This is a genomic window from Microcoleus sp. PH2017_08_TRC_O_A (genome assembly GCF_020738665.1).
In the GTDB taxonomy this organism is placed as follows: Bacteria; Cyanobacteriota; Cyanobacteriia; order Cyanobacteriales; family Microcoleaceae; genus Microcoleus.
This window is the reverse complement of the sequence record NZ_JAEQCE010000082.1, coordinates 1-17,254: the sequence shown is the minus strand read 5'-3', so window position 1 is coordinate 17,254 and position 17,254 is coordinate 1. Positions and strand designations below refer to the sequence as shown.

Below are 17,254 nucleotides of genomic sequence, written 5' to 3'. Positions count from 1 at the left end.
TCGTTAAATTCTGTTGTGACACAATCATTTTCAAATAATGTTCCTAGCCCTCGCTTTTCCAATCAGTCCCCCGCGACGCTAAATGATGAACTTCGATCGGCAGATGAGTTAGGCATCAGACCCATTAAAGTGGGGGAAGCAGGATTTGACGATATAATTAATGAAGGGACTGTCAAATGGGCAGTGACAACAAACCCAGAACTCCTTGTAATTCCGAAATTTTTAGATGTTAACAATGAAATTTACCATACGGTTATAACTCGCGGTCAGCCTGTTTTGGCTGCGGGAGAAGCCGAGATAGTCGGCAGCAACGGTTTATATATTTTGCTAACAATCAGCAATCACAGCGGGCATTTTAGACCCAATTCAGAGAGCTTAGAAGTAGGAATTACAGCCTTTAGGCAGCAAGGAGTTGATATAAGTAATGCTGATATCGAATATTTGGAGTAGATAAATTATGACTCAATCTCCTACGACAATATCCCTCGATCGCATTCTCGAACAAAATGCCGAATCTGTACTGATTTGGGTGAAAAACATATTTTCAGGTCAAACCACCCAACCACAAGGGTTTAACTGGCTATTATTAGCCGATGTTTCCTCCGCTAAGGCTCGAAAAGGTGAAAATGGTTCTGGTTTGTGCGATCGCAAATGGGCAGAAGTCGCGATCGCAATTTACGATCTTCTAGCCGATGATGCCGATCGCAAAAAACCAGGTAGTGGCGAGTCTTTTACGATTTCCTCAATGATGTTGCGGGCTGCGGCGATCGAAAAACAGGAAGTAATTTCCGATGATTCTGTTCTCGATGTTAACTTAATTTTAGAATGGTTTTGGGATAACATCAAAGAGTCGCAGGAAGATGTCGAAAAAAAGGTTGCTAATTGGAAAACGCTACCTATTGCAGAAATTCGCGAGTTAAGAAAACTTAAAAATCGATTGAAAGTTATTGCAGCACTTTCTGAGAGTGATAAATATGTTTTAGATGAAAAACTCAACACTTGGCTTTTCCTGCGCGATAAATTACCATAAAAGTGCGATCGCACCATCACCGAACAACTTCTGATTGCACCAGCCATAATACGAACAGTTAATGGTATTCCATGCCCCATTCCCGATGCCCCATTCCCCATATCGGAGTTTTTTATGTCAGAAAAACAACCAAACGAGCCAATTAGTTTTAGTCGCTTTGCCGACTGGTGCAGGCATATTGACAGTCTTTCAGAAGGAGCAAAGCACACAGTTGAAGTGTTGTTAGAAAAGGCTGGCACTGATGACGCTGAAGCAGCGGAGCAGATACTTTCAAGCATGACAACACTGAATCTCAGCAGCAATAGAATTACCGACATCAGCTTCCTCGGCTCGCTCACCAATCTGACAACACTGTATCTCGGCGACAATCAAATTACCGACATCAGCTTCCTCGGCTCGCTCACCAATCTGACAACACTGTATCTCGACAACAATCAAATTACCGACATCAGCTTCCTCGGCTCGCTCACCAATCTGACAACACTCGATCTCGACAGCAATCAAATTACCGACATCAGCTTCCTCGGCTCGCTCACCAATCTGACAGCACTCGATCTCAAGGGCAATAAAATTCGCGACATCAGCTTCCTCGGCTCGCTCACCAATCTGACAACACTCGATCTCGACAGCAATCGAATTACCGACATCAGCTTACTCGGCTCGCTTACCAATCTGACAGCACTGAATCTTGAAAACAATCAAATTACCGACATCAGCGCCTTGCGATCGCTCACCAATCAGACAACACTTAATCTGGACAACAATGAAATTACCGTTCTGTGCGTGCTAGGCGAACTCGCACAGAAACGTCTTACTCTCTCAACTACGCCAATTGATGCTCAAAAAGCCACAGCAGCCATCAAAGTTGCTTATGCCGCTATTGGTCTAGAAGAACCCGAAGTTATTATTTGCAGCAGTCTCCGCGACGTTTGTCCCCAAATCTTCAACAGGCTCAAACCCGACCATTCACAAAAATGCTCAGACGAATACAGCAATAGATTGGGGAAAAATCTAGACCTGAAATGGATACCCGCTGTGGGAGAATTTGCAAGTTCGGATCTGTGGGAGTATGAGCTCGATCACATGGTAATCGAGCCCGAAGCCGACAGCACACTGAGTTCGGTAATGTACAAATTGGTTGACAGCTATGTGCGATCGAAACAAACGATATGGAATGTTTTTTCCAATAATTTGTTCGGTTTTAATTGCCCTGAAACCCCCACGACTTTGTTTAAAGAAATCTATTTGACTGAATTGTATATATCTTCAGGCGTCAATATTTCCCAAAAGGCACAAGAAATACTTCGCTGCCAAAAGCTGCTTTTCGAGCATTGCGGTTTTATATTTCCCTTTGAAAAGATTTGCGCGGTGTGCGATCGCCCCCGCCACCTGCGCTTTGACAGTGAAAACCGCTTGCACGCTGAAGCAGAACCTGCGATCGAGTTTGCGGATGGATGGAATTTTTACTATTATCACGGTGTCAGATTGCCGGAACAATACGGTCAAGTGCATCCCAATTTGTGGAAAGCAGAATGGCTTTTATCTGAAGACAATGCCGAAGTTCGGCGAGTGTTAATTGAAGCAATTGGTTACGATCGCATTTGTCAAGAGTTGGCAGCAGAACAAATAGATACTTGGCAAGAATATGCACTATTAAAAATAGATAATGCGGATGTCGAGCCGATTTATTTGTTAAAAATGACTTGTCCGAGCACGGAATTCATTCATGCTTTGAGAGTACCGCCAAATGTGACATCTGCTAGGGAGGCAATTCGCTGGGTAAATGGGGGTATCGATCCAGAGGAATTTTCCGTGCAGACTTAATCTATAACAAGTCTAAATCATTCATGCAGATTTGTAGGGGTAGTGCCCCGTGCCTACCCCAACTGGACAACTGGGGGATTGCCCCTGCCTTTTATTATGCCAAATCCCCATATATAATCCACTTTATACCGATCGATAGTTGTCGCTGCTACACAAATAAAATTCACCTTCAGAGGCTTTAAGATTAAAATTGAAAAATAATTTCTGACTGTACAGATCCAAAATTAGAGATTCAGCGTATATCACTAATGAACGCAGTACAAGATTTCATAAGTTCACAGCGCTAAAAACTTAAGCTTGGCAGCTTACAGTTGCGTTGTACTTGTCATGACTATACTGCAAACTATCAAATAACGCGCTTTTATAGCCTAAAAAAATTCGGTAATATTAGCGCGTACTGCGAATTAGCGATTTTTTGTACTGAAAATCCCGCTGCTTTTAGGCACTGGGAATGTCAAATTTAGATGTGCAATATATCATGGCAGACATTAGAGGTACTATACAAGCAGACTCGCTCCCAGGCACTGCTGAAGATGATGTTATTTTTGGTTTTACGGGCAATGACGTAATTGCTGGCAATTCTGGAAATGATAGCATTTTTGGTGGAAAAGATGGCGATTCGATTGATGGGAGTTCTGGAAGAGATTCTCTGTTTGGAGATTTAGGCAGCGACAGTGTTAACGGCGGTGAAGATAACGATTTTGTATTTGGTGGCAAGAATAATGATTTGATTTTTGGCAACTCTGGCAATGATGTTTTGTCGGGAGATAGAGATACTGATATCCTGATCGGCGGAGATGGTGGTGATGTATTTGTTTTGAGTCGCTATGCTGCTGCCGATCCTTTCCTTACCAGCGGTGGTGTTAATTTAGGAAATGCTGATGCGATCGCCGATTTTGCAAACGGTACAGATTTAATCGGTTTGGCGGGCGGACTCTCTTTTGGCGACTTGAATATTCTGGAAGCCGGAAATGATACTGTGATTCAAGACCGGGTAACAGGAGAATTTCTCGCTACTCTCAGAGGTGTGAATCGAAGTGCGATCGACCAAACAGATTTCACTACTAATATTAGCAGCATTCTTCCCAATCCCCCGCCTCCAGCGCTGACAACGGCTTATGCTTTAACTCCCGATAATCGGATTGTCGGTTTTAGCCTTGCTAATCCGGGAAGTGTCATCTCAGATTTGCCTGTGACTGGATTGCAAGCGGGAGAAAGTTTGCTGGGAATTGATTACCGGCCCGCTAATGGCGTGCTTTACGGTGTGGGTTCTAGCAATCGCTTGTATACTGTCAATCCGAAAACGGGGGAAGCAAATTCAGTCGGTAGCGGGCAGTTTGCGGTTCCCCTAACTCAAGGCGCTGTGGGTTTTGATTTCAATCCGACAGTCGATCGCATTCGGTTTGTCAATCAAGCGGGTCAAAACGGTCGCCTCAATCCAGATACCGGGGCAATAGTAGATTCTGACACATTAACTGGGGGAATTCAACTCGATCGCAATTTAGTGTATGCCACGGGCGATCGCAATTTTGGCACAACTCCGGGGGCGGCTGCGGCTGCCTATGTGAATAACTTTGCGGGTGCAACTTCAACGACGCTATTCGTAATTGACAGCAATTCAGATGTTTTGGTAAGACAAGATCCGCCGAATAATGGAGTGTTAAATACGATCGGATCTTTGGGAGTTGATGCAACTAGCATTCTCGGCTTTGATATCAGAAGTATTGGCGGCCGCGATGTCGCAGTAGCGGCACTAGAAGTCGGGGGAGTTTCGGGATTGTACAACATTAATTTAAGTACCGGTCAAGCTTCTTTTACTGGTAGAATTGCCGACGGAAGACAGATTAACGGTTTGGCATTGCCTTTGCCTACAGCTTACGCCTTAACTGTCAGAAATGGCGCCGAAAGAATCGTCGGTTTTAACGAAGCGGCACCGCGCACTTTACTCAGCGACACAGCAGTAACGGGATTGCAGCCGGGAGAAAGTTTGCTGGGAATTGATTTTCGTCCTGCTAACGGTTTGCTTTACGGTTTAGGTAGTAGCAATCGATTGTACGCGATCGATCCGGTGACTGGGGCTGCAAGTCAACTCGGTAGCGGACAATTCGCCGTACCGCTGACTCCGGGGGCTGCCGGTTTAGATTTCAATCCCACAGTCGATCGAATTCGGTTTGTCAATCAAGCGGGAGAAAACGGTCGGATTAACCCAGATACGGGGGCAATTGTCGATTTTGACACGTTAACCGGAGGAATTCAACTCGATCGCAATTTGACTTATGCGACGGGCGATCGCAATTTTGGCACAACTCCGGGGGCGGCTGCGGCTGCCTATGTGAATAACTTTGCGGGTGCAACTTCGACAACTCTGTTTGTAATTGACAGCAATTTGGATGTTTTGGTGAGACAAGATCCGCCGAATAATGGAGTATTAAATACGATCGGATCTTTAGGGATTGATGCTTCTAGCGTTCTCGGCTTTGATATCAGGAGTGTCGGCGGTAACGAGACAGCTTTGGCTGCGATCGATGTTGGCGGAGTTTCGAGTTTGTACAATATTAATCTGACAACCGGTCAAGCTTCCATTGTCGGTCAAATTGGCGACGGGCGATCGATTAAAGGTTTGGCACTGACCTTAATTTAAATGCTAGATTAAAAGCGATTTTAGATTGACTTTAGGGCAATCTAAAATCGACTTGTATTGCATTTATTCGCTCTCATATCTGGAAAACATCTGCGTCTATCTACCTGGAATCTCCGGTTTCGCGATCGTTCAAAGATTTATGCAATGCAAGTCTAATCGTTTGGGCAATTCCCAATTCCCAATTCCCAATTCCCAATTTGATGTAACATATTATTTTGACAATAAAGATAAAATGTTATCTCAAGTTTTTTACTTACTGCGTTCTCGTGCTGACGGCAAATATATCAGCGCTTGTCCCAACCCTGATTCGGCGGTGAGTTACCTGCTGATGTTTCGCGAAGACTATGATGCTTTGAGCTATCTCAACGCTCACGCTGCTGATGTTGCCGATCGATTTGGGGTAGAATCGATTTCCGGTTCTCAGGTGAAAACGCTGCTTCAGCGTTGGGGATTCAACGGTGTGGGGGTTGTTCAAGACCCGCTGTTACCGAATATTGAGTTTTTATTGACAAAGAATTGACAATTGACAAGATTTGCGCTTCACCCGTTTTCTAGCAGAAATCGGGTTTTTTGCTGAAGTTTTGAGGCGATCGCCCGATCGACCTTCCCGAGTCCGAAGCCCCATATTTAGTGCAAATTGTCAAATTTGTCAAGGTTTTACCCTAAATCTGAATCCTGTTGTATATTCATAGTCTGTTGATATATTCCGACACGTCAGTACACAACCTATGGTTCGAGAATTAGAGCGATCGAGTGCCCGCGAGAAACGTCACCTGTCCGATTTCCCCGAAACAGCACCCGCAGCCAATCCAGTATTTTTCAGGACGTACAGCCGTCGTACCGACACGGGAAGGGAGACTTGGGCCGATGTGTGCGATCGAACGGTCAAAGGCCTCCAAAAGCTCGGAAACCTCACCTCCGAAGAAACACAACTCCTACACCGGATGCAAAACGAGCTCAAAACCCTCGCTTCCGGCCGCTGGCTGTGGGTGGGCGGTAGCAACTGGATTGAGCAACCAGAGAATTTTTCCGGCGCCTATAATTGCTCCTCAACCAATATTATCGACTGGCGGGCCTTTGGCTTGTTGATGGATTTGGCAATGATGGGCTGCGGCACCGGTGCAGTTTTGGAACCCAAATACATCAACCAATTGCCACCGATTAGCAACCGCTTAACCGTGACAATGCAAGGTGAAATCGGCTCTACACCCGCTGAATTGCGCCGTCAAGAAACCGAAGTAAAAATAGCTGAAAAAACCGCAACTATTTATGTCGGAGATTCCCGTCAAGGTTGGGTGAAATCCTATCAAGCTTTGTTGGAATTGTCCACAGATGAAAGATTTGCCGGAGAAGTTCAAGTTTACATCGATTTGAGCGATGTCCGCCCCGTGGGAGAGCCTTTAAAAGGTTTTGGTGGAGTCGCAAATCCAGTCAAATTGCCTGACCTTTATCAACGTTGCTCAGCAATTTTGAATAAAGCTTTCGGACGGCAGTTGAATTCAGTTGAATGCTGCGTATTGATAGATGAAGCTGCGGTCACAATTGTGGCTGGTAATATTCGGAGATCCGCCGGAATTCGTCAGTTTACTTTTGATGACGAACTGGGAGCAAATGCTAAAAACAACTTGTGGCAACAAGACGATCAAGGCAACTGGAAAATAGATCCAGAACGCGATGCTCTTCGCATGGCCAACCATACCCGTGTTTTTCATTCCAAACCGACATTAGAAGAATGTATTGATGCTGTTCGCAAACAGTATTATTCTGGTGAAGGCGCAATACAATGGGCTGGTGAAGCTGTAGCTAGAGCTAATGTCGATCTACTTTCAACTCCGAGTCTAAAAATTGAGTTCTTGAAAGCTTACGACGAAGGAAAAGCTAAACAGTGGTTGCAGGAACGCTATCCTGACATGACTGCGGAAGAATTAGAGCATCGGTCAGTCCGTTTGGGCTTAAACCCGTGTGGTAAGTAATTTTGCCTCACGTTAAAAACCTCGCAAATTCGGAGAAGACTGAGATGTTAATTCCGAGGTAAGTAAGGGAATTAAAAATCCTTTACCACCGTAGAGCGTACCAGGTGAACCTTCTTAATTGAAGAACATAATCCTGGCAAGAGTGCGGGGCATTTACAACTAAAGTAAATGAAAAAGTACGCCGAGCTACAGGTAAAATGGAATCTGTAGAACTAGAGGATAAAAAGCCTTTAGGATAACAAAACTGGAAATTATTGGCTCTAACTTCCACTGTGTCAGTGGCGACACTTTGCTAATTACTAAAGACGGACTACATCAAATAAAGGACGTTGTTGGAAGTGAAATCGAAATTTGGAATGGTCAAAGATGGAGCTCCGTCACACCATTTCAGACAGCGAGTGATACCAAGGTTGGACGACGCAAACTTTACCGTGTAAAGTTTGCTGATGGTAGTTATCTAGATGCCACAGAATATCATCGTTTCTTTGTCAAGGATCGCTTTGGTAAAGTTTACCAAGAAGTTCAAACCAAAGACTTGATGGATACAAGTCGATATAGCATTCATACTGAACCTTTTACAATTCAGTACGAAGATGGCATGAATATCGATTCAGGTTATGCTTACACTTTGGGTGTGGCTGTAGGAGATGGAACTACAGACCAAAATGACAATGCAAAAGTTCGACTTTACGAAGGCAAAATGGCATTGTCAGTAGCAGGAAATAAGTCGCCTGAAAGAAACTATGACTATTTACCTGCTTTTACAGATGTAACTAACTTGAGCTTTTCTGGAGAATTTCTGAAAAGTTTGAAAGTTAACCCGGAAGCACTAAATGTAATTGCGAGCTGGAATCGGCAAGCAATTTTACATTTTATTGCTGGATTAGCCGATACGGATGGATCGAATACCAATAGTAATGGTATCAGAATTTATATCTCCGATCGCGATCGGGCTTTCAGAGTTCAGTTACTTTTGACCAAGTGTGGCATTAGCTCATCGCTAAATCTTTGTGCTCATCAAGGATCAGTCACTAATTACGGTGTCCGAAGCCGGGATTTGTACTACTTGCAAATTACTGACTGTGGTGAAATTCCTTGTCAGCGGTTAGATGTGAGCAAAGGGACGAAGGCTAAAGGTAAAGGTAAATGGCAAGTTGTCAGAAGTGTCGAAGAATTACCAGGATTGCATGATACTTACTGTTTCAATGAACCAGAGTTTCATAAGGGAGTTTTCGGCAATACCCTAACTGGAAACTGTAATCTTTCTGAGGTTCACCTCAATCAAATCGACCCTTACAACTTCAAAGAACAAGAAGAAGCTTTCACCGCCGCAGGTTTATCTGTCGCGGTACTTCTCAATCACAAATTTAGCGAACCTCGCTATCAATATAGCCGCGAATTAGACCCGATTGTCGGCGTATCTTTCACGGGATTATTCGATTTCTTCGTTCATGCTTTTGGCGTTGAGTGGCTGCGCTGGTGGGTGGAAGGCCGCCCGCAAACTGCACAGGGAATTGCGTTTAAACAGCGGGAAGAAGAGTATTTGACTGGTTGGCGGGAAATTGTGAATCGCGTAGTATGGGATTATTGCGATCGGCATTCTTTGAAACGCCCCAATCGCTGCACAACCGTCCAACCATCGGGTACAAAATCTCTACTGACAGGTGCTTCTCCCGGCTGGCATCCCCCCAAATCCCAGCGTTTCATTCGCCGAATCACTTTCGGCAAAAACGACCCTGTAGCCCTCGCCTGCATCGACTACGGATACAACGTAATTCCGTCTCAATCTGACAAAGATGAAAACGGCAATTTGCTGAACAATCCCTTCGATGAGCGCTGTACAGAATGGCTGGTAGAAATACCAGTTGCTGTCAGTTGGGCGGATTTACCCGGTGCTGATGAAATTGAGATCAACAAATTCTCAGCGGCGGCACAAATGGACTTTTATATGCAAGTGCAAAAGTTCTACGTGCGGCACAACACCAGCGCGACGATTGAGTTGCGAGAAAATGAAGTTGAAAGTTTGGGTACGCGGATTTATGAAGCTATTCGCGACGACGAAGGCTACATTTCGGCTGCACTTTTGTCTCGCTTTGATGCCCTAGAAACTTTCCCACGTTTGCCTTTTGAACCGATCGCAAAAGCAACTTACGAGACGATGTTGAAAGACGTTTTAGTGCGCCGTCAAATCGATATTTTTCAGGTGGCACTGAGTCGTTATGACTTGGGTGAAATGATGGATTCGGGGCCTGCGGGTTGCGATTCCGATAAGTGTTTGATGCCTGAGACTAAGACTATGTAATCGCCTTTTATTAAATCCCCCAAAAATGGGGGATTTTTTATGTTTAATTTCAGGTTGACAAAATCGTAGGGGCGGGTTCACCAACCATAATTGCCTAAAAGTAACAATCTCGTAAACCCGCCCCCACCCAACGAATAATTGTCAGATCGTGTCCGATAAATCGCGCATAATATATAAGCCGGGGCGGGTTTTTGAAATTGTCGGTTTTTGGCAAATATTGTTGGTGAACCCGCCCCTACAAGATCGTGGTCAATCGATCGGACATGATATCACTAGAAAAGAAAGAACTCATTTACAATTCTGAATTAAACGGAAATGATATAACAGCCCGATCGTACAATTAAAACTAGCCTGTTTTTTAGAATATGAAGATTCGCTGCATTGCCAATAAAGGAACAGACCTGCCGGAAAATTACCTAAATCCACCGTTAGATATCAGCAAAGAAACAGAATTTAAACTGATAGTAGGTAAAGAGTATATTGTCTACGCTATCTCTGAATGGCAAGGGAATTTATCGTACTATATTTGCGATGAGCGCTATACTTATTATCCTCTAGAGAATCCAGCCCCGTTATTTGAGATAGTTGATGCCAGATATTCTCGGTACTGGCAAGTGCAATTAGCAACTAACGGTTTGTTAGAGATTGCTTTTGAACATTGGTTCTCCATACCTAATTTTTACGATCAACTAACTGACGGAGAAACAGAAACTGTTTTGATTTTTGAGAAAATCAAAGAGCTCATGGATGCTGAAGCTGCAATTCCTCAACCGCAACCTTTCTCCGTTGAGGAATTGCTCGCGATGCCGACCTTGCAACCCGACAAACTCGCAAAAGTACCTGGTTGAAATTATGTCTGACAATCAAAATAAACCTAGAGAATACGATGCCGTCAAGGGCGGTCAAAATTCAATTCCGGTCAATGCTGCTGTACTCGGAGGCATCGCCGGCGTTAAACGCCGCTTAGCCTCGTCCGCGATCGAAGTTAGAATCGCCGCACTCTCCGAAGCGCCCAAATATGGGGAAGCAGGCTTAGATTTGATACTTGGAGCATTGCAGGATGAGTCAATGCAGGTGAAATCTGCTGCTTTTTTACTGCTGAAAGATCGGGATGAGGAGAATATAAAACAATGTTTACAAAACCATTTTCCTCTCTTTGGGTTTTATGTTATCACAGTCGATGCGGATGGACAAAAAAACAGTCGTCGTAAGTCATTTGCTCGATTTTTTCCAGAAGATTTAGGTAATGGTATTGTACTGGAAATGGTTTACATTCCCGGTGGCACATTTATGATGGGTTCCCCCAACGACGAAGCAGGACGAGAGGATGACGAAAGCCCGCAGCATCAAGTCACAGTACCAGCTTTTTATGCAGGGAAATACCCCATCACTCAAGCACAGTGGGAAGCCGTCATGGGAAACAACCCATCGTACTTGAAAGGTGAAAAACTTCCTGTTGAATGTGTATCCTGGTATGATGCTGTCGAATTTTGTGAGAAACTGTCGGAAACAACTGGGAAAACATATCGCTTACTGAGTGAAGCGGAATGGGAATACGCCTGTCGTGCGGGTACAACAACCCCATTTCATTTTGGCGAAACGATTACCCCGGAATTAGTCAACTACATAACCGAATCAAACGAACCCACAGATGTGGGGAGTTTTCCCCCCAATGCTTTTGGGTTGTACGATATGCACGGGAATGTTGAGGAATGGTGCAGCGATAAATGGCTTGACAATTATGATGGTGCACCGACTGACGGAAGTTCTTGGGAATCAGGAAACAATTGTCGGATGTTGCGCGGTGGTTCGTGGGCCAACGATCCGAGCAATTGCCGATCGGCTGTTCGTAGCTGCGAACAGCCGATCTATGGCGAGAGATTCAACGGTTTTCGGGTTGCGTGTGTTGCTGCACAACCACCAACACCAAATAAAATCATAGCTGACGAAAAACTAAGTCCAGCAGAGACCTTTCAATTTGAAGTCATCACACTCTACCAATGGGGAAGGATCGTCAAAACAGAACAGCGACAAGCCGAATACTTTAGTGAAAACCTAGGGCGCGGTGTCAGCTTAGAAATGGTAAAGATTCCCGGCGGCACATTTACGATGGGCCCCCCTGACATCTACACAGTTAGTGGCGATCGAATTCCGCAGTATCGAGTCACAGTACCGACATTTTATGCAGGTAAATACGCCATCACCCAAGAACAGTGGGAAGCAGTTATGAGAAACAACCCATCGTGCTTTAAAGGTGAAAAACGTCCTGTAGAAAATGTATCCTGGTATGATGCTGTCAAATTTTGTGAGAAACTGTCGCAAACAACTAGGAAAACATATCGCTTACTGAGTGAAGCCGAATGGGAATACGCCTGTCGTGCGGGTACAACAACCGCATTCCATTTTGGGGAAACCTGTCACTGTATATCTCCAGAAGTAGTCAACTATGACACAAACTACTCCACAGATGTGGGAAGTTTTCCCCCCAATGCTTTTGGGTTGTACGATATGCACGGGAATGTTTGGGAATGGTGCAGCGATAAATGGCATGATAATTATGATGCTGCACGGACTGACGGAAGTTCTTGGGAAACGGGAACAAACAATCATCGGCTGATGCGCGGTGGTTCGTTTTACAGTGATTTTAACTGTCAATCGGCTACTCGTGACCACAGTGCGCCGAACGATGTCTACTGGGCCCGCGGTTTTCGAGTTGCGTGTGTGGCTGCGTAGACTTTCTAGCTTTTTACACTTTTGCCCTTTTGCCCTTGGCGATTAGAAATCGCTTCACCTCAAAGAAAGTCCCAGCAGAGAGGGACTAAGAAAATATAACCATATTCTGCGTTATTTGAAAATATCTTTCCGCTTCTGCAACAGCAAAGTTACGGTCAAATAAACGGCGGCGTGCAATCCTAAAATTCCCCAATTCAAGGCTAAGTTTTGCCAAGTTGGTTCGTAGACGGCGCTTTTCTCGAATAACTGCGGTAGGATTGTTCGATCGGGTAATTCGATCGGCTTTGGCACCATCGCGTTCACGTTAACCAAGCTACCGTAAGCACCCACAGACCAGCGGCTTACCGTCAACCACGAGATATACTGACCGATTTTCTCGATTTTAAACAAACTTCCCAGACTGAACAAGACTCCCGAAAAAATAATTTGCGGCACTAACAGCAAAGGCAAAGCACTGTTGGCCTGACTGCCATTCTTCACAAATGCCGATACCATCAATCCCAAACTCATGCTAGCCAACAGCGTTAAAAATACTGTAATTCCCAAACCCAGCGGCCAAGCGATTATATCCGGTGACGGCTGTTTAAAACCAATTAAAATTACTGCGGTCATTAGCAATGTTTGCAACAAGGCCAATCCTCCCAGCACCAGAAACTTGGAACCGACATAGGGCAGTAAACCTAAATTCACCAATCTTTCTCGCTGGTAAACGGCTGATTCTTTGACAATTTCTTGCAGAGAACTGGACAAACCTACCCAAATAGCTGCCGATGTAAATACAAACAAAATTCGCAAAGCTAAAAAAGCCAGCGCTGGATCGTCTGCTGTTCCGGTAACTAGCGGTTCTATATCTTTGATTCCGGCTAGCAAAATCGGGCAAACAGCAGCAGTTAACAGTCCTAAACCAACGTTAACTGGGTCGCGTAAAGTTAGCTTGAAATAGCGATCGGCGAGGATAAACAGTTGTTTGATTGGGGAAACTTTGGCGGGTTGGGGAAGTTTGACTGGAGGTGCTTGTTTTTGCGGTGCTTTTGGACTTAAGGGCGCGGTTATGTACCGCTGGTAATAGGCGGAATTCCGATAGGTATTCGCCCATTCTTTGATGACCTTTTCGCCGATTTCTAACTCGTTATAAATATTGGCAAAGTCTGCTTGATGAACTCCAAAGAAATTTGCAGCATCTGCGGGCGGGCCGAAGTAGCAAAGGTAGCCGTTGCGGCCGAGAAAAACTAGGCGATCGCACAAATTGACATTTGCCGTAGCGTGCGTCACCAAAACCACCGTCCGACCTTTATCTGCCAAATTCCGCAGCAGTTCCATCATCTTTTTATCCAGCCCCGGATCTAGTCCAGAAGTTGGTTCGTCCAAGAAAAACAACTTCGGATCTGCAAGCAATTCGACGCCGATGCTAACCCGCTTTCTCTGTCCGCCACTAAGGTCTTTTACAAGGGTTTTTCGCTTGTCCAACATCTCAATATCGGTCAGAGTTTTTGTCAAAACTTGCTCGACATCGACATCCGGCGGCAAGCGCAATTTAATTGCGTAAGTTAGGGCTTCTGTAACTGTTAATTCGCCGTGGACTATATCATCCTGAGGCACGTAACCGATTAAAGAACTGTAGCATTCAAAGTTTTTCCGCAATTCGTCGCCGTTGACGTAAACGGCGCCACGATTTGTGGTTTCAATTCCCAGCAAGGTTCGCATTAATGTGGATTTCCCCGCGCCGCTTCCTCCGACTAACGCCACTAACTGTCCGGGTTCAATTACTAGGGAAATATCGTTGACAAAAGGTCGGTTTAAGTTAATTGCTTCTAAGCCGATCGCATTTCCCGGATCGATAACTGTTATTTCTTCATTTTGATAAATTAGCAGAAAAGGGCCGATGCGAATTTTTGCACCTTCGGTCAATATAGCTTCATTTTTAACTCGTTTGCCGTTAATAAAAACGCCGTTAGCGCTCTTGTCTGTGAGAACGTAGTCTCCGCGTTTGTTGGCGTCGATCGCACAATGGCTGCGGGAGACGATCGGCGAATTTAACTGTAGCGTAGAATTGCGATCGCGCCCCAAGACGACCGATCGATTTCGCAGAGACACAGACTCCCGCGAACCCAAAACGGCCAGCGCCGGACTTCCGGGATTGAAATAACTCACCCGCACCGGATTTCTCAAATCCGTACCAATCCGCAACTCGATTCCGTGTCGCAAAACGCAGCCTTGAGTCGGAGTTACAGGAGTTTCAGTCGGAAGCACAAATAACCCGCTACTGCTGGGTTTGAGGCCGTCGCCGTCATAGATGCGATAGTCGTCCCCTTCTTGGCGCAAAATCGCTTGACATCTCGACAGCTTCTCCCAATCTTTGGGAACCAGCAAGTCAGCTTGTTGGGGATTTCGTCCCAGTACGTGTTCAGTCTTGGTCAGTTCCAAGCGTACCACTTCGCCTTGATAGTCGATTTCTAAATAGGGGCTGGCGATTAAGTTTGTTTTCTTATGGGTTTGACCTGTCATATGATTTTAGATTTTAGATTTTAGATTTTAGATTTTAGATTGTGCGAGAATTTAGTACCCAGCATCCAGCGTGCCAGCTTTTTTAGTGCGATCGTCCCCGATCGCACAGGTGATATAAGACTCCCGAGCGTCCCAGCTCGCACTCCAACAAAAAAATGCTTTTTACAAAAATGAGATTCTCTCATTCAGTATTCAAAACATGAGTAATGTTATATCATGTTTAATAATCAATGCTGACAAGCACCGCACTAATTCCAAGCTATCCCCAATTCGGATAGCTTTCAGGAAGCTGCTTTGGCACGAGATACTATTTCTACCAAGCTAATTCCTCCATACCATGAGCTACTGCATTAATCCCAACTGTCGCCATCCAGAAAATCTTGACACTATCAATTTTTGCCAAACTTGCGGATCTGAGTTGCTAATCAACGCACGCTATCGGGTAATTACTGTTTTGGGACAAGGAGGATTTGGTAAAACTTTTGCAGTCAGAGACAGAGACGGTACTCAGAAAGTGTTGAAAGTTCTGATGAACAACGATACTCTAGGTGTGGAACTTTTTCAGAGAGAAGCTCACGTTTTGCAGCGGCTGAAGCATCCGGGACTCCCGACAGTTGAATCTGAAGGCTATTTTACTTTCAGAGTTAAGGGTACTGATAAATCTTTGCACTGTCTGGTGATGGAGAAAATTGAAGGTAAAAATTTGCAGCAGTGGTTGGAAGCTCATAATTACCAACCTATTTCTTCGGAACTAGCTATTGACTGGTTGACACAACTGACGGAAATATTGAATCTCGTTCACAATCAAAATTATTTTCACCGAGATATTAAGCCGCAAAATGTCATGTGCCGGTCGAACGGAAAATTAGTATTAATTGATTTTGGGGCGGTGCGGGAAGTTACAGAAACTATTCAGAGAGCAACTGGAGAAGTAACTCGCATTTCTTCGATGGGTTACACTCCCGAAGAACAAAAAAAGGGCAAGGCTGAGCCACGTTCTGATTTTTTTGCTTTGGGCCGGAATTTTGTGTATTTGCTGACGGCTCAAGAACCGAGAAATTTGCAGGAAGATCCGCGATCGGGTAAATTGATTTGGCGGAATGTGGCGACTCAAACATCGAAGCCGCTAGCAGATTTGATTGATGATTTGATGGCTTATTTTCCGAAAGACAGGCCAAAAGATACTCAAGTTCTTTTGCAGCGACTTGGTAAACTGAGCGATCGCCCGCCATCGCCATCTCCCGATCGCAGAACTCGTAGATTTGCTTTGGGATGGAAGCCGGCTTTAATGGGACTCGGAGTTGCTGGGGCGATCGCCATTTCCGCCTTCGCAATCCAACATTTCTCTAAAACTCAAGTTGAAAATTTATTAAGTTATCAAAGTTCGACCCATCAGTTTAAAATCAAATACCCTGAAAAGTGGGAAAAACAAGAGTTACAAAATCCAGTAATTAACGATGTGGTTGTATTCATAGCCCCCAAAAAGAACACCGCTGATGCTTATCAAGAACAAATTACTGTCAGCATAGAAGATTTGCCAAAACCGATGTCTCTCGATGAATACAATCAATCGTCTCTCAAGCAAATTAAAACAAATTTTACTGATGTTAAAATTTTAGAAGAAAATCCTAAAACGATTGCTAATCATCGAGGTTATACAGTTGTTTTTGATGATAAAGACGGACAAACCAATACCAAAAAAATGCAAACTTGGACGTTGATGAATAATAAAGCTTACGTGATTACTTACACTGCGGAGAAATCAGAGTATTCGGACTATTTGAAAACGGCTGAAAATATGATGAATTCCTTTGAGATTAACTAATTCAGTTGTTTGTAGTAAGGACTTTAGTCCTGATTCTAGGATCGCGAGTCTAATACCAATTTTCAACGAAATAACAATATTCTTGTTCCCCCCTTTAACAAGGGGGGGCTAGGGGGGGTCTTCGAGTATTGTACAACTTCAGATAAATGGTATAACAATCGCGACCGGAGACGATCGCACTGTTAAAAAAAATACTTTTTGCACTCCTTCATATCAAATCCACTCTTCATCAGAATGATTCATCTCTCTATCCTCTCCCTCTGTGTCCTCTGCGGCCTCTGCGGTTTAATCATTCCGGTAAAACCAGAATTAATATGAAATACTGATTCTTTTACGCTGAACATTTCTCTACATAGCTGTGCAATGCTGGAGATGTAACGATCGCAATTCCGTCATGGCTGACAGAACAGGTCGAATCCGA

11 protein-coding genes are annotated in these 17,254 nt (G+C 44.5%); 10 read left to right on the top strand and 1 reads right to left on the bottom strand.

Features of this window, described 5'->3' with window-relative positions:
- Nucleotides 1-15 precede the first annotated feature (15 nt).
- The 9 genes from JGK22_RS24890 (at nucleotide 16) to JGK22_RS24850 (ending at nucleotide 12,503) form a co-directional block, all read left to right on the top strand.
- Nucleotides 16-450, top strand: coding sequence for a hypothetical protein (locus JGK22_RS24890; RefSeq protein WP_293179773.1), 435 nt, complete (start codon nucleotides 16-18; stop codon nucleotides 448-450).
- Between the two features lie 7 nt (nucleotides 451-457).
- Nucleotides 458-1,030 (top strand): hypothetical protein, encoded by a 573-nt coding sequence (locus JGK22_RS24885; protein WP_293179776.1) that lies wholly within the window; start codon nucleotides 458-460, stop codon nucleotides 1,028-1,030.
- A gap of 114 nt (nucleotides 1,031-1,144) precedes the next feature.
- The gene (locus JGK22_RS24880; protein ID WP_293314000.1) at nucleotides 1,145-2,854 is read left to right on the top strand and encodes a leucine-rich repeat domain-containing protein; all 1,710 of its coding nucleotides are present in this window, start codon (nucleotides 1,145-1,147) and stop codon (nucleotides 2,852-2,854) included.
- 451 nt (nucleotides 2,855-3,305) lie between these two features.
- Nucleotides 3,306-5,495: a DUF4394 domain-containing protein gene (locus JGK22_RS24875; RefSeq protein WP_293219185.1), complete on the top strand. Its 2,190-nt coding sequence runs from the start codon at nucleotides 3,306-3,308 to the stop codon at nucleotides 5,493-5,495.
- Nucleotides 5,496-5,727: 232 nt separating this feature from the next.
- Nucleotides 5,728-6,015, top strand: a complete 288-nt coding sequence (locus tag JGK22_RS24870; RefSeq protein WP_293179815.1) for a hypothetical protein — start codon at nucleotides 5,728-5,730, stop codon at nucleotides 6,013-6,015.
- Nucleotides 6,016-6,223: 208 nt separating this feature from the next.
- On the top strand, nucleotides 6,224-7,468 hold the full coding sequence (nrdJ, locus tag JGK22_RS24865; protein WP_293276991.1) for a ribonucleoside-triphosphate reductase, adenosylcobalamin-dependent: 1,245 nt from the start codon (nucleotides 6,224-6,226) through the stop codon (nucleotides 7,466-7,468).
- 235 nt (nucleotides 7,469-7,703) lie between these two features.
- A complete protein-coding gene (nrdJ, locus tag JGK22_RS24860) occupies nucleotides 7,704-9,770 on the top strand; it encodes a ribonucleoside-triphosphate reductase, adenosylcobalamin-dependent (RefSeq protein ID WP_366026610.1) in 2,067 nt (688 codons plus the stop codon).
- Between the two features lie 365 nt (nucleotides 9,771-10,135).
- Complete coding sequence (locus JGK22_RS24855; protein ID WP_293219181.1) at nucleotides 10,136-10,618, top strand: hypothetical protein; 483 nt, start codon at nucleotides 10,136-10,138, stop codon at nucleotides 10,616-10,618.
- 4 nt (nucleotides 10,619-10,622) lie between these two features.
- Nucleotides 10,623-12,503, top strand: coding sequence for an SUMF1/EgtB/PvdO family nonheme iron enzyme (locus JGK22_RS24850; RefSeq protein WP_293179791.1), 1,881 nt, complete (start codon nucleotides 10,623-10,625; stop codon nucleotides 12,501-12,503).
- Nucleotides 12,504-12,614: 111 nt separating this feature from the next.
- On the opposite strand, the gene JGK22_RS24845 is transcribed toward JGK22_RS24850, so the two are convergent.
- Entirely contained in the window at nucleotides 12,615-15,008 is a 2,394-nt protein-coding gene (locus JGK22_RS24845) for an ATP-binding cassette domain-containing protein (RefSeq protein ID WP_293197228.1), read from the bottom strand.
- Nucleotides 15,009-15,345: 337 nt separating this feature from the next.
- Between JGK22_RS24845 and JGK22_RS24840 the strand changes: the two genes are divergently transcribed.
- Entirely contained in the window at nucleotides 15,346-16,833 is a 1,488-nt protein-coding gene (locus JGK22_RS24840; RefSeq protein ID WP_293207655.1) for a serine/threonine-protein kinase, read from the top strand.
- The last annotated feature ends 421 nt before the right edge of the window (nucleotides 16,834-17,254 follow it).